This is a genomic window from Pseudoduganella sp. R-34 (genome assembly GCF_049904655.1).
Taxonomy (GTDB): domain Bacteria; phylum Pseudomonadota; class Gammaproteobacteria; order Burkholderiales; family Burkholderiaceae_D; genus Rugamonas.
The window spans coordinates 941,627-953,815 of sequence record NZ_CP184572.1 but is presented as its reverse complement, the minus strand read 5'-3'; the positions used below and the strand labels follow the sequence as shown (position 1 = coordinate 953,815).

The following is a 12,189-nucleotide window of genomic DNA, read 5'->3' as shown; positions in this document are numbered from 1 at the left end:
GCGTGGACGGGGGGCTGACGCTGGGACAGGCCATTCTATCTTATTGCGGCGCACAAGATGGGAACAGCCTTAGAAGGCCGAAGGGTTCCGTTAACGTCAATTAACAAAATATAATTTCGCATTTCAACAAAAATTCCACCCTTAATTTTCCGCGATGCCCGCCCATCAGTCTGGAATTTCGCAACACTGCTGCTATGCGGAATCTTACGATCCCGCTCGCGCGGCAGGCCAGCGCTTACTTTGCCTGCACCAGTGCTTCGCTGACGTCCCATAAGCGCCGGGCCACGTCGTCGTCATGTGCCACCGGATTGGGCGAGCGCAGCGGCCAGCCACCCTTACGCGACGCCTTGTCCTGATAGCCAGCGATCTGGCTGTAGTATGCGCCCGATTGGCCTTCCACTTCAGGCGCGAGCAAGGCGTGCAGGGTAGTTTGCGCGCCTTCCCAAGGCTCGATCATTCCAGCCAGCCTCAGCACCGGGATCACCAGCAGGCGCTGCAGCCACATCGGCAGCGGAACCTTGAGCAGGTTGGTACGCACAAAACCGGGATTGACGCTGGCGGCAACCACGCCGCTGCCGGCCAGCCGGCGGCTGAGCTCGCGGGCGTGCAGCAAGTTGGCAAGCTTCGATTGCGCGTACGCTTCCCAGGTATCGAATGGCCGCCGCTCGTAGTTCAGGTCCTCGAAGTGGATTTCGCCCTTGCGCCCCATGGCAAACTCATGGAAATAGCTCGACAGGTTGACCACTCGCGAAGGCGCGCCGGCCTTCAACGCATTTAGCAGCAGCTCGGTAAGCAGGAAATGGCCCAGGTGGTTGACGCCAAATTGCGTTTCAAAACCGTCCTTGGTGCGGCCGAATGGCGTTTTCATGACCCCCGCATTGTTGACCAGTCCCTGCAGCTTTGGATGCTCGCGGTTGACCTCGACCGCAAAGGCGCGCACGGAAGCAAGATCGTCCAGCGCCAGCCGGTACACGGCCAGCTTTGCCGACGGCAGCGCTTGCCGGATTTCAGCAGCGACACGCTTCCCTTCCTCGACCCGGCGTACGCTCATGACGACGGTCACGCCTTGCTTGGCCAATTGCTGGGTGGTCACCAGGCCGATGCCGGAATTGGCGCCGGTGACAACCTAAGTCTTGCCGCTCAGATCCTGCCCGAGAATTTCCGAACGAACCATTAAAGGGGTAGCCATCTTGCACTCCGTGTGAGACATTCGACATAAGAAACCACTGGTCTCCAATTTAGAAGACCACTGGTCTCTTGTTAAGCAGCTTTGCGATGATAAAGTTGCGCCACTCACCAGAACGTCTGATTCATTTATGACAGCACCAGAGACATTTCAGCGCGCCCGCCGCCCCGAACAGAAAGAGGAGCGCCGCCTCCATTTGCTGGAAACCGCCAAGGCTGCCCTGCGCAACGGCATGGAAGTCAGCGAGCTTGGCTTGAATGAGCTGGCGCGGCGCGCCGAAATGACCAAATCGAATGTCTACCGGTATTTCGAGAATCGCGAAGCCTTGCTGCTGGCTTTGCTGGAAGAGGAGACTGGACGCTGGCAGCAGGAATTGGATGAGCGGCTCGCCGCCGTGCAGCCGGCAACCGGACAGCAGCTTGCACAGGCCTTCGCCGGCGCCAGCGCCGCTTATCCTCTGATGTGCCGCCTGCTCAGCATTCTGCCTTCGATTATCGAGCGCAATGTATCGCAGGAAAGGCTGAAGGAATTCAAGCTGCGCACCATCGTCATGACGGCTGCGGTAGCGGACCTGCTGCACGCGAGGGCACCGGCGTTGCCGGTCGCTGCCTATTTCACCTTCATGCGCCTGGCAATCCCACTCATGATCGGGCTCTGGCCACTCAGCCACCCGGCGCCAGCTTTGTGCGAAGTGCTGGCCGCTCCAGAACTGGAACCGTTACGGTATGAGTACGAGAGCGAGCTGGCCGCCGCCCTGCTGCTGCTGCTGTGCGGCCTGGGATCGGATTGAGGTCAACCGCCTAATGCATGCGCGATCGAGCGCCAGGCACCGTCCGGCACATACAACAGCAGCGAAGTCATCGTGATGTAGCGCGCCAGCTTGCCGATCGCCATATACATGGTCGCGGGCCAGAACGGCAGCTTCAGCCAGCCGCCCAGCGTGCACAGCGGATCACCGATGCCGGGCACCCAGGACAGCAGCATGGTCTTGGCTCCGTAGTGCGCCAGCCAGCCGAACCAGCGGCTGGAACGTTCCTTGGTAAAGGCTTTCTTGGCGTAATAACCGATCCAGTAGTCGACCACGCCGCCCAGGGTATTGCCCACGGTCGCGACCGCAATGGCTGGCCAGAACATGTCGGGATTGGCTTTGCAGACGGCAAAGACAGCGGGTTCGGACCCCAGCGGCACCAGCGTGGCAGAGACAAAACTGATGATGAAGACCGAGGTCAGTCCCACTTCGGGCGCCGCCAACACACCCAGCAGCCATTGGATTGCAGATTCGATCATAGGCTTCCATTATAATGAACCGACCAGAACACCCGGCACACCAGACAGCCCGCGCCATTGCATACCCGCATGGCAGGCGTGCCACCCCTTCGGTTACCCGCCGTTGACAGTCCTTGCACCACTCAAATCCTTTGCAAATTATGACTATCGACTACCTGAAGAAAATCCTGACCTCCCGCGTCTACGACGTGGCCCATGAAACCCCGCTCGAACTGGCTCCGATTCTCTCGCAACGAATTGGCAACCAGATTTACTTCAAGCGCGAGGACATGCAGGACGTCTTTAGCTTCAAGGTACGCGGCGCTTACAACAAGATGGCGAATCTAAGCGACGCGCAATTGAAGCGCGGCGTCATTTGCGCCTCCGCCGGCAATCACGCGCAGGGCGTCGCCCTGTCCGCAGCCAAACTCGGTTGCCGCGCCCTCATCGTCATGCCTGCCACCACCCCGCTGCTGAAAGTCGAATCCGTGCGCCGCCGCGGCGGCGCCAGCGTGGAAGTGGTGCTGCATGGCGAGTCCTATACGGATGCCTACAACCACGCCCTGCAGCTCGAGAAAGAGCAGAAGCTGACCTTCGTGCACCCATTCGATGATCCGGAAGTGATCGCCGGCCAGGGCACGATTGCCATGGAAATCCTGCGCCAGCATTCCGGCCCTATCCACGCGATCTTCGTGCCGATCGGCGGCGGCGGCCTGATTGCCGGTGTCGCCGCCTATGTGAAGCAGCTTCGCCCGGATATCAAGATCATTGGCGTGCAAACCATGGATTCTGATGCGATGGGCCGCTCGATCAAGGCTGGCGAGCGCATCACCTTGTCGGATGTGGGCCTGTTTGCCGACGGCACCGCGGTGCGCCTGGTGGGCGAAGAGACCTTCCGCCTCGCACAGCAATTTGTCGATGAAGTGATCGTGGTCGATACCGATGCGATCTGCGCGGCGATCAAGGACGTGTTCACCGATACGCGCTCGATCCTGGAGCCTTCCGGCGCGCTGGCCGTAGCCGGCGCCAAGGCTTATGTCGAACGCTCGGAAATGGGCAAGTATCCGGTGCAGGGCGAGACGCTGGTGACCATCTGTAGCGGCGCCAACATGAACTTCGACCGCTTGCGTTTCGTGGCGGAACGCGCCGAACTCGGTGAGTCGCGCGAAGCCGTGTTTGCCGTCACCATGCCGGAGCAGCGCGGCTCGTTCAAGCGCTTCTGCAGCCTGGTGGGCCCGCGCAATGTGACGGAGTTCAACTACCGGATAAGCGACCAGGAGCAGGCGCACGTGTTCGTCGGCGTGCAGATTGCCGATCGCAGCGAGTCGTCGTCGATTGCGCGGCGCTTTGAAGAGAACAACTTCAAGACGCTGGATTTGACCCATGACGAACTGGCCAAGTCGCACCTGCGCCACCTGGTCGGCGGCAAGAGCGTGCTAGCCAAGGATGAACTGCTGTATCGCTTTGAATTCCCTGAGCGGCCGGGGGCGCTGATGCGCTTCCTCGATTCGATGGCGCCGGAATGGAATATCTCCTTGTGCCATTACCGCTCGCAGGGCGGCGACGTGGGGCGGATTCTGATTGGCTTGCAGGTGCCGCCGCAGGATATGGACAAGTTTGCGCAGTTCCTGGCTACCTTGGGGTATCGCTATTGGGATGAGTCGCAGAATCCGGTGTACAAGCTGTTCCTCTGAAACCGGTAAACCAGGGTCTGACCCGCAGGGTCAGACCCTGTCTGCGCTACCGCTGTTGGTGTTGGTTGTGCGCCGTTGATCTCCGTCGAAAGTCAAAGACCTCGAACCCACCCGCGACTTCGAGACCGTACGGGGTCTGACCCTGCGGGTCAGACCCAGATTTACCGGTTTTTGGTAAACTGGCAGACCGTTTCAAGAAAAGTCCGCCATGTCCAACCTCCCAGAACATTCCCCCCTCGGCAAAACCTCCGCCTACCGCACCGACTACGCGCCGGAACTGCTGTTCCCCATCCCGCGCCAGGGCAAGCGCGACGAGTTGGGCCTGACAGGCACCCTGCCCTTCTTCGGAGTGGACATCTGGAACGGCTACGAGCTGTCCTGGCTGAACATGCGCGGCAAGCCGCAAGTGGCGGTGGCCCGCTTCACCATCCCTGCCGATTCGCCAAACTTGATCGAATCTAAATCTTTCAAGCTTTACCTCAATTCCTTCAACCAGACCAGGCTGGCCGGCCCCGACGCGCTGAAAATGCTGCTGCAGCAAGACCTGTCCGCCGCCGCCGGCGCCAGCGTGCATGTCACCCTGACCATGCAGGAGGACTTCCAAAAACTGGAAATGGGCGAGCTGGAAGGCCAGTTGCTGGACCGCCTCGACATCGACGTCGACAACTACTCCCCTCAGCCGGAAACTTTGAAAGCCAACTTCGACGAGCTGCCAGTAGAGGAGACCCTCGTCTCGCATTTGCTGAAGTCAAATTGCCTGGTCACCGGCCAGCCCGACTGGGGCAGCGTGCAGATCAGCTACTACGGGCCGCAGATCGACCAGGAAAGCTTGCTCAAATACCTGATCGGCTTCCGCGAGCATAATGAGTTCCACGAGCAGTGCGTCGAGCGCATCTTCACGGACATCCTGCGCCAGTGCAAGCCGCAACACTTGACGGTGTATGCACGGTATACCCGCCGAGGCGGCCTTGATATCAACCCATGGCGCACCAACTTTAGTAGTGCACAGCGGCCGTCCAATTTGCGCAACGCCCGCCAGTAAGGGATTTTTCCACGCAGAAACATTGCGTGAAATTCGAGTTACACGGCTGAGAAAGAGGCCTATAATGCGCTCGCAAAGCACATCAATGTCGCGTCATGAATAACCTGAGCAAAATCCTTTCGCTAGAGAACGTCCAGCTCGACCTGGAAGTCTCCAGCAAAAAGCGCGCTTTCGAGCAAGCCGGCCTGATCTTCGAGAACAACTGCGGCATCGCTCGCTCCACCGTATCGGACAACCTGTTCGCGCGCGAGCGCCTGGGCTCCACCGGCCTCGGCCACGGCGTCGCTGTCCCACACGGGCGCATCAAGGGTTCCAAGAGCCTGAAGGCGCCATTGGCCGCCTTTGTCCGCCTGGCCGAACCGATTCCTTTTGAATCGCCGGACGGCAAACCTGTGAACCTGCTGTTCTTCCTGCTCATCCCCGACCACGTGACGCAGCAGCACCTCGAAATCCTGTCCGAGATCGCAGAAATGTTCTCGGACGACGCCTTCCGCCAGGCACTGACGGAAGACCCGGACCCGAAATCGGTCTACAGCCGCATCGTCAACTGGCAGCCTAGCCTGCAAGCGGCAGGTTGAACATGCTGCAAACGCCGCTGACGATCCAGAGACTGTACGACGACAATCGCGAAACCCTGCAACTGGGCTGGTTCGCCGGCTTTCCAGGCGGCGAGCGCCTGATCTCCGGCGACGTCGCTTCGGCGGCCGACCAGGTTGGCCACTTGAATACGATTCACCCTGGACGCATCCAGGTGTTCGGCCACCAGGAAATCAATTACTACCAGCGCCTCAAATCGCTGACGCGCGCCCATGTAATCGGTGAACTGATCGCAGGCGGCCCGCCTGCGCTGATCATTGCGCAAGGGCTCGAGACCCCGCCTGACATCCTGGCGATCTGCGACGAAAAGAATATCCCGCTGTTCTCCACGCCGCTGCCTGCAGCGCAGGTGATTGACTTCCTGCGCGTCTACCTGTCGAAAAAGCTGGCGCAGCGCATCATCATGCACGGTGTGTTCATGGACGTGCTGGGTGTGGGCGTGCTGATTACCGGCGACTCCGGCCTCGGCAAATCCGAGCTGGGACTTGAATTGATTTCACGTTCGCACGGCCTGGTGGCCGACGATGCGGTGGAATTCGCGCGCATCGCTCCCAACATGATCGAAGGCCGCTGCCCGCCGCTGCTGCAAAACCTGCTGGAAGTGCGCGGCCTGGGCCTGCTGGATATCAAGGCGATCTTCGGCGAGACTGCCGTGCGCCGCAAGATGCGCCTGAAGCTGATCGTGCACCTGGTGCGCCGTTCAGCGCTAGAAGAAGAGGTGGAACGCCTGCCGTTCCAGTTCCCGACCGAAGACGTGCTGGGACTTCCGATCCGCAAGGTCGTGATTCCCGTTGCAGCCGGCCGCAACATCGCGGTGCTGCTGGAGGCTGCGGTTCGCAACACCATCCTGCAACTGCGCGGCATCGACACGCTGCAGGAATTCATGGAGCGGCAACGCCAGGCCATGAGTGGGGACTAGCCCCACCCATGACTCATGTTGCTAAGGAAGCCCGCTATGCATGGCGGGCCCGTTCCGCAGGCGCCGAGCCCGCTCGGCGAAACCCCTGCTTCACCAACGACAGGCCATGTCCGGCGACTGATTCGGACTAATGGTACTATCGGTCACATGCGAATCATCCTACTCACCGGCATCTCCGGCTCCGGCAAATCCGTTGCGCTGAATGTTCTTGAAGACATCGGCTACTACTGCGTCGACAACCTGCCGCCTGCCCTGCTGCCGGACCTGATCAATCGCCTCGCAATCGAGGGAACGGATGCTTTGGCCGTCGCTGTCGACGCACGCAGCGCTTCCAGCCTTGCCAGCCTGCCCGGCGAATACCGCAAGCTGAAAGAAGACGGCCACGAGGTCAAGGTGATCTTCCTCACCGCGAATACCCACTCGCTGGTGGCGCGCTTCTCCGAAACGCGCCGCAGCCACCCGCTGTCGCACGAGCTGGCCCCTGGCGAAAATCCTGCAGCACGCCGCACGCTGATCGAATGCATCGCCGAAGAACGCGAACGCCTGTCCGCGATCCAGCAGCTTGGCCACGTGATCGATACGTCGGAAATGAGTGCCAACAAACTGCGCGCCTGGGTCAAGGACCTGGTGCACAGCGAGAACGCGCCATTGACGCTGTTCTTTGAATCGTTCGCCTTCAAGCTCGGCGTGCCGCTCGACGCCGATTTCGTGTTCGACGTGCGCGCGATTCCCAACCCGTATTACGACCTCACCTTGCGTCCGTTGAACGGCCGCGACGCACCGGTGATCGCCTTCCTCGATGCGCAGGAGAGCGCGGAGGAGATGTTCCTGGACATCAAGGGCTTCGTTACCAAATGGCTGCCGCACTTCAAGCGCGACAACCGCTCCTACCTGACGGTAGCCGTCGGCTGCACCGGCGGCCAGCACCGCTCAGTCTATATGGCCGAACGCCTGGCGCGTCACTTCGCGCCGACTGAAACCGTTGTGCTGCGCCACCGCGAGCAATCCTGATCACTCCAGGCGTAGCTGCCAGTAGCTGACGTCGATCCACCGGCCAAACTTGCGGCCGACTTCCTTGAACGCGCCGACAGGCTGGAAGCCCATCTTTTCATGCAGGCCAACGCTGGCTTCATTCGGCAGCGCCACGCCGCCGATCACGAGATGCACGCCGCTCTGGCGCAGCAGGTTGAACAAATGCTGGTACAACTTGCGCGCAAAGCCTTTGCCACGCACTTCCTGGTGCAGGTAGATGGAGCTTTCGACCGAGAAGCGATAAGCGGAGCGCTCCTTCCATTTGCTGGCGTAGGCGTAGCCCAGGATCTTGCCGTCCTGCTCCAGCACCAGCCAGGGCAGCTTCGATGAAATCACTTTCGTGATTCGGCCGGCCATGTCGTCGACACCGACTTCGGCCTCTTCGAAAGTAATGGTGGTGGATGAAACGTAGTGGTTGTAGATTGCAGCGATGGCAGCAGCATCGGCCGGGTGGGCTGAGCGTATGTTGGTCATGAGCGCTTGGGTGAAGTTTGATGACCCAAGCGTTACAGCAAGATGCGGGCCAGCCGCCGGCCGGCCGCGTGCACCAAATTAATCCAGCCAGTGCACCACTTCGATCGTATGCTGGTCAGGATCGGTGATCATCGTCCCAAAATAGCGCTCGTTGACGTCGGGACGCAGGCCCGGCTTGCGCAAAGAAGCGGCGCCTTGCGCCATGGCGTTGGCATGGAAGGCGTGCGTTGCCAGCTGCGACGGCGCTTTGATGGCAATGTGCCCGCGCTGGCCCACCAGCGGCGCATCGCCTTGCGCCGGGTAGATTGCAAAGGCCCAGTGGCCGTCGGCGCCGAAGATGGCCTGGCCTTCGTCTTCGTGCTGCACGCTGTAGCCAAGCGGCTCCAGGCAGGCTTTGTAGAATTCCACTGCACGTGGCAGGTCGCGGGTGGCAATGGATACGTGGTCAATCATGATGCTCTCCTTTCAAACAACGAGCGATCATCATAGGCAGTCCAGGCGAAACGATTTCCCGATTACCTCTATAGCGGTGAGAAATTTTCTCACTTGGCGATATGCTAACATTCGCCGATATGAAGAAATCAACTCCTATCCTCATCCTGCTTGCGATGCTGGCCCTGACTCCTGCAGTGCAGGCAGCTGGACAGCATCACAAATACAATCTGGACTGGCCACGTGCAGGCGAAGTCCTGACCTACCAATCCTGCGGCTGTGCCGACTCGTGCTGGACTGCGGAACTCAAGCAGGGCAAGCAGCTCAAGGCTCGCCTGCGTTGCGATTGCGAGAAGCTTTACTTCACCAAAGAGGGTGGCCAAGAGCAAAGAGTCGCGGACAGCTGCGAAGAGTTCAACGTTGAAGGCAAGATGGATCTGATCCCGCAACGCATGAGGGAGTTGAAGGAAAAATGAGCTTGCTCGTCTTGCTGGCCGCAGCGGCTGCCGGTTCTGCGCCCGTCGATCCCGATCCGGCCTGGCGCTGCACGGCGCAGCACTATGGCGCCTTCGTTTCGCCATCCGGAACCGCGGCCAAATGGCCGGTGCTGAAGGCCTTGCCGGAGCGCTTGCGCAAGAAGAGGTCCATGCTGCTCAACACAGCGGGCGCCTATGCGGGCGGCAAGTCGCATGTCATGTACGTTGATGTCAAAGCCGGCAGCGCTTACGTCGAGCAGTCCGCGGGCACGCTGGATTCCATCGTGATCTTCGGCCCACTGCCAAAGATCGCCTGCGCGGATCCTGCGGCAACCGATATCCTCGATCTCGCGCACTTCTTCATGGACACCTATGCAGAAGACCTCACCGCCGGCGATCGCAAGGCGCTGGCCAACCGCTATTCCCGGCGCGGCACCATTTTCATTGGCGGAGAATGGAAAGAAGAAATTGGCTTTGACAAGCTTTCCAACGAATACGCGAAAAGCTGGAAGCCGCCTGTCACGTTCCGTTGGCAAGACCTGGCATTCGAAAAACTCGGTGACCAGTCGGTAATGGTCACCGGCGGTGTCGCGCGGAGCGACCAGGCTGGCCTCGAGACCACGTCCCATTCATACGCCGTTCTCCTGATCAAGGAAGACGGAGAACTGCGCATCCGCATGGAAAGCGGCGCGCCTCCCGCCCGGCCGCAGCTCAGCCGCCGGTAACAATTAAAAACAAATCAACGCCTGCTTTTTGATCTATCATTTGCATATGGCGATCTCATTACTGCTTGCAGCGGCGCTGGGCGCTGCACCTCCCGAGCCGGAACCAATCTGGCGCTGCACGGCTGCGCACTACGCCGGCTTCGTGTCGCCTTCCGGCACCCGCGAAAAGTGGCCTACGGTACCGAAGCTGCCGGAGAAGTTGCGCGACACGCGACACATGACGCTGAATTCACCTGGCATGCTGCCAGGCGGTCGCGCCCACATGATGTATGTGGACAGCGCAGCCAACGTCGTCTACATCCTGCAGACTTCCGGCCCGGCTGACTCCGAGGTCGTATTCGGCCCGTTGCCTCCGGTCGACTGTCCCAAAGAGTAATGGATGCCTCCTTCTATTTGGCAGTCAGAGAGCGAATCCCGACACTAGTCCAGAAGACTGGCCGCAAATACCTCGACGTTTCGTTTTTGGTGAACCTGTTCTGCCAGGTGCCGCTTTAATTTCCTCTGCACCATGCCCACCATCCTTACCCACCCAGCGATTCCGCTGGCACTCGGTGTCGTACTTGGCCCGGACCGCATTTCACGCCGGCTGCTGTTCGCAGGCATGGTTGCGGCAATCGTGCCTGACATGGACGTCATCGCTTTCAAGCTCGGCATCGAATACGCGAACCAGCTTGGCCACCGCGGGGCATCGCATTCGATCGCGTTTGCACTTGCATTGGGAATGCTGGCTGCACTGGCCGCACCGTGGCTGCACGCGAAACGATGGGTGACGATGGCGTTCGTGTCGGTTGCCTGCGTTTCGCATCCCTTGCTCGACATGCTGACAACCGGCGGCCTCGGTGCAGCCATCTGGTGGCCATTCTCCGATCAGCGGCATTTCTTCCCGGTCCAGTTTATCCGCGTATCGCCATTGACCATGGGGCGCTTCCTGGGCCCCGCCGGCTTGACTGTAATTAAATCTGAACTCCTATGGGTTTGGCTGCCCTGCCTTTCCACGATGGCGGCCGCCTATGCCATACGCAACAACATCGCTCGCGACCGACTGGAGTAAAGGTCGGCGACACAAAGGAAACTCAAACGATGGCAACTGAACCTGTTTCGCTATTCGCTCAGGAAATAAACCCTGGGCTAGTAATCGAAGTCCTGAAGAAATTGAATGCAAAGTTCAAAGTCACGGGCACCGACGACGCGTGGAGCGAAATCGAAGTGACGACCGGCGGATGGCTGAAGAAGAAACGCCTGAGTATCACCCACGATCCGGATTATTACAGCGGACAAGCGTGGCAGGACCAGATGGGCGGAATGCGCGGCTATTTCGCACGCTTCCCGCACGCTCCTGCACAGGCAAGGGTACTCGCCCTGACCGAGAAATTCGGTTTCGCGCTTGGCACAAGCTGCGAGCCCGACGCAGAAGCCAATGACGAAAGATACGAGATCCTGTCGGTGATCGCAGAAGCGCTCGATGCAGTCTGGTTCACTCCCTCGTCCATGCGGGATTCAAACGGAAGGGTGCTGTATGGTGAGGATTTGTCTGCATTGGATCCTCAGGCCAAATGGCCGAAATACACTCCCATCACGGCGCCGTCCGGTGCAGGTAACAGCATCGCACTGAAACTGAAGCAACGCGTTTTCAGCGAACTGATGGCGCTCGGCTTTCAGCCCGCGAATTCCTTGCCACTTCCCGACCTGGACATCACTTTGCGTGATGCGCAAACGCTATGCAGGCGCTTGATGGCACTGCAAGCCGTATTTGCCTGGGCGGCAATGCCTGTACGCTTGGCCGAAACCGCCCAACTGCAGGGCTATATCGAGCGAAACGACCTGCGTGCCGCAATGACGGAGAGCGAACTTGCTTTGATCGATCTGCCGCGCCACGAATCCCAAGCAGTACATGGCCAAACTGTCGGCTGGAGGCTGGAGAATATGTGGGCGCTGGCCTGGATCTTGGGTTTTGCACAGGTGCCGACGCTGGACACCAGTCAAATATCCGACGAAGTCATCGAGGCGATGTTATTTGATTTCCTGCCCGACTGGGATGGCAATATCGCCGACTTCGCGGCGAGCGCTTCATTACGCGCGGCCGGCGAGGTCATTTTCATGGAATACAAATTCTACTGCGCGCATAACGCTGTCAGGAGCGCGCAAATGGGGAGCATGACCGTGCCCAAAGACTTCGATCCGATAGCGCACGGCGGAGCCGTTCATGAGCGCCGCCATTCGTTCACCTGGGCATTGGCGCCAGGAGATGACTGGGACGACACTGACCTAAGCACATGAGCGCCAGGGAGTAAGCATGCCGTAAGCCGTCCGTGAAACTATTGCCGGCCAATATTTTCAAGGATGAAT

Annotated in this window: 15 protein-coding genes; 11 read left to right on the top strand and 4 right to left on the bottom strand. The window is 59.7% G+C overall.

Going from position 1 to position 12,189, the window contains the following annotated elements:
• Window positions 1–235: 235 nt before the first annotated feature.
• Entirely contained in the window at window positions 236–1,093 is an 858-nt protein-coding gene (locus tag ACN9MW_RS04495; protein ID WP_426167930.1) for an SDR family NAD(P)-dependent oxidoreductase, read from the bottom strand.
• 223 nt (window positions 1,094–1,316) lie between these two features.
• On the opposite strand from ACN9MW_RS04495, the gene ACN9MW_RS04490 reads away from it, so the two are divergent.
• A complete protein-coding gene (locus ACN9MW_RS04490) occupies window positions 1,317–1,976 on the top strand; it encodes a TetR family transcriptional regulator (protein WP_426167928.1) in 660 nt (219 codons plus the stop codon).
• A 2-nt stretch (window positions 1,977–1,978) separates the two neighbouring features.
• On the opposite strand, the gene ACN9MW_RS04485 is transcribed toward ACN9MW_RS04490, so the two are convergent.
• Window positions 1,979–2,473, bottom strand: coding sequence for a YqaA family protein (locus ACN9MW_RS04485; protein WP_426167927.1), 495 nt, complete (start codon window positions 2,471–2,473; stop codon window positions 1,979–1,981).
• Window positions 2,474–2,613: 140 nt separating this feature from the next.
• Between ACN9MW_RS04485 and ilvA the strand changes: the two genes are divergently transcribed.
• From ilvA to rapZ, 5 genes are all read left to right on the top strand, one after another.
• Window positions 2,614–4,146: a threonine ammonia-lyase, biosynthetic gene (gene ilvA, locus ACN9MW_RS04480; RefSeq protein ID WP_426167925.1), complete on the top strand. Its 1,533-nt coding sequence runs from the start codon at window positions 2,614–2,616 to the stop codon at window positions 4,144–4,146.
• Window positions 4,147–4,354: 208 nt separating this feature from the next.
• Window positions 4,355–5,188, top strand: coding sequence for an NADPH-dependent 7-cyano-7-deazaguanine reductase QueF (queF, locus tag ACN9MW_RS04475; RefSeq protein ID WP_426167923.1), 834 nt, complete (start codon window positions 4,355–4,357; stop codon window positions 5,186–5,188).
• Window positions 5,189–5,283: 95 nt separating this feature from the next.
• Window positions 5,284–5,766 (top strand): PTS sugar transporter subunit IIA, encoded by a 483-nt coding sequence (locus tag ACN9MW_RS04470; RefSeq protein WP_028101575.1) that lies wholly within the window; start codon window positions 5,284–5,286, stop codon window positions 5,764–5,766.
• A gap of 2 nt (window positions 5,767–5,768) precedes the next feature.
• On the top strand, window positions 5,769–6,704 hold the full coding sequence (hprK, locus tag ACN9MW_RS04465; RefSeq protein WP_028101576.1) for an HPr(Ser) kinase/phosphatase: 936 nt from the start codon (window positions 5,769–5,771) through the stop codon (window positions 6,702–6,704).
• A gap of 147 nt (window positions 6,705–6,851) precedes the next feature.
• Window positions 6,852–7,715: an RNase adapter RapZ gene (gene rapZ, locus ACN9MW_RS04460; protein ID WP_426167920.1), complete on the top strand. Its 864-nt coding sequence runs from the start codon at window positions 6,852–6,854 to the stop codon at window positions 7,713–7,715.
• Here rapZ and ACN9MW_RS04455 read toward each other — a convergent pair whose 3' ends face one another.
• Together ACN9MW_RS04455 and ACN9MW_RS04450 are read right to left on the bottom strand one after the other, a co-directional pair.
• Window positions 7,716–8,210: an arsinothricin resistance N-acetyltransferase ArsN1 family B gene (locus ACN9MW_RS04455; protein ID WP_426167918.1), complete on the bottom strand. Its 495-nt coding sequence runs from the start codon at window positions 8,208–8,210 to the stop codon at window positions 7,716–7,718. It abuts the gene before it with no gap.
• 78 nt (window positions 8,211–8,288) lie between these two features.
• Window positions 8,289–8,663 (bottom strand): VOC family protein, encoded by a 375-nt coding sequence (locus tag ACN9MW_RS04450; protein ID WP_426167916.1) that lies wholly within the window; start codon window positions 8,661–8,663, stop codon window positions 8,289–8,291.
• Window positions 8,664–8,764: 101 nt separating this feature from the next.
• Here ACN9MW_RS04450 and ACN9MW_RS04445 point away from each other — a divergent pair, with 101 nt between their 5' ends.
• From ACN9MW_RS04445 to ACN9MW_RS04425, 5 genes are all read left to right on the top strand, one after another.
• Window positions 8,765–9,118, top strand: a complete 354-nt coding sequence (locus ACN9MW_RS04445) for a hypothetical protein (protein WP_426167914.1) — start codon at window positions 8,765–8,767, stop codon at window positions 9,116–9,118.
• Window positions 9,115–9,843: a hypothetical protein gene (locus ACN9MW_RS04440; protein WP_426167912.1), complete on the top strand. Its 729-nt coding sequence runs from the start codon at window positions 9,115–9,117 to the stop codon at window positions 9,841–9,843. Before ACN9MW_RS04445 ends, ACN9MW_RS04440 begins: the two co-directional genes overlap by 4 nt.
• A gap of 46 nt (window positions 9,844–9,889) precedes the next feature.
• A complete protein-coding gene (locus ACN9MW_RS04435; protein ID WP_426167910.1) occupies window positions 9,890–10,219 on the top strand; it encodes a hypothetical protein in 330 nt (109 codons plus the stop codon).
• Between the two features lie 132 nt (window positions 10,220–10,351).
• A complete protein-coding gene (locus ACN9MW_RS04430) occupies window positions 10,352–10,894 on the top strand; it encodes a metal-dependent hydrolase (protein ID WP_426167908.1) in 543 nt (180 codons plus the stop codon).
• A 29-nt stretch (window positions 10,895–10,923) separates the two neighbouring features.
• Window positions 10,924–12,120, top strand: coding sequence for a DUF4272 domain-containing protein (locus tag ACN9MW_RS04425; RefSeq protein WP_426167906.1), 1,197 nt, complete (start codon window positions 10,924–10,926; stop codon window positions 12,118–12,120).
• The last annotated feature ends 69 nt before the right edge of the window (window positions 12,121–12,189 follow it).

Bases quoted from the DNA above. Each gene is read 5' to 3' on its own strand.
- ACN9MW_RS04430 (WP_426167908.1), top strand. From the start codon at position 10,352: ATGCCCACCATCCTTACCCACCCAGCGATTCCGCTGGCACTCGGTGTC.
- ilvA (WP_426167925.1), top strand. From the start codon at position 2,614: ATGACTATCGACTACCTGAAGAAAATCCTGACCTCCCGCGTCTACGAC.
- ACN9MW_RS04455 (WP_426167918.1), bottom strand. From the start codon at position 8,210: ATGACCAACATACGCTCAGCCCACCCGGCCGATGCTGCTGCCATCGCT.
- hprK (WP_028101576.1), top strand. From the start codon at position 5,769: ATGCTGCAAACGCCGCTGACGATCCAGAGACTGTACGACGACAATCGC.
- ACN9MW_RS04445 (WP_426167914.1), top strand. From the start codon at position 8,765: ATGCTAACATTCGCCGATATGAAGAAATCAACTCCTATCCTCATCCTG.
- ACN9MW_RS04425 (WP_426167906.1), top strand. From the start codon at position 10,924: ATGGCAACTGAACCTGTTTCGCTATTCGCTCAGGAAATAAACCCTGGG.
- ACN9MW_RS04470 (WP_028101575.1), top strand. From the start codon at position 5,284: ATGAATAACCTGAGCAAAATCCTTTCGCTAGAGAACGTCCAGCTCGAC.
- rapZ (WP_426167920.1), top strand. From the start codon at position 6,852: ATGCGAATCATCCTACTCACCGGCATCTCCGGCTCCGGCAAATCCGTT.
- ACN9MW_RS04435 (WP_426167910.1), top strand. From the start codon at position 9,890: ATGGCGATCTCATTACTGCTTGCAGCGGCGCTGGGCGCTGCACCTCCC.
- ACN9MW_RS04450 (WP_426167916.1), bottom strand. From the start codon at position 8,663: ATGATTGACCACGTATCCATTGCCACCCGCGACCTGCCACGTGCAGTG.
- ACN9MW_RS04440 (WP_426167912.1), top strand. From the start codon at position 9,115: ATGAGCTTGCTCGTCTTGCTGGCCGCAGCGGCTGCCGGTTCTGCGCCC.
- ACN9MW_RS04485 (WP_426167927.1), bottom strand. From the start codon at position 2,473: ATGATCGAATCTGCAATCCAATGGCTGCTGGGTGTGTTGGCGGCGCCC.
- ACN9MW_RS04490 (WP_426167928.1), top strand. From the start codon at position 1,317: ATGACAGCACCAGAGACATTTCAGCGCGCCCGCCGCCCCGAACAGAAA.
- queF (WP_426167923.1), top strand. From the start codon at position 4,355: ATGTCCAACCTCCCAGAACATTCCCCCCTCGGCAAAACCTCCGCCTAC.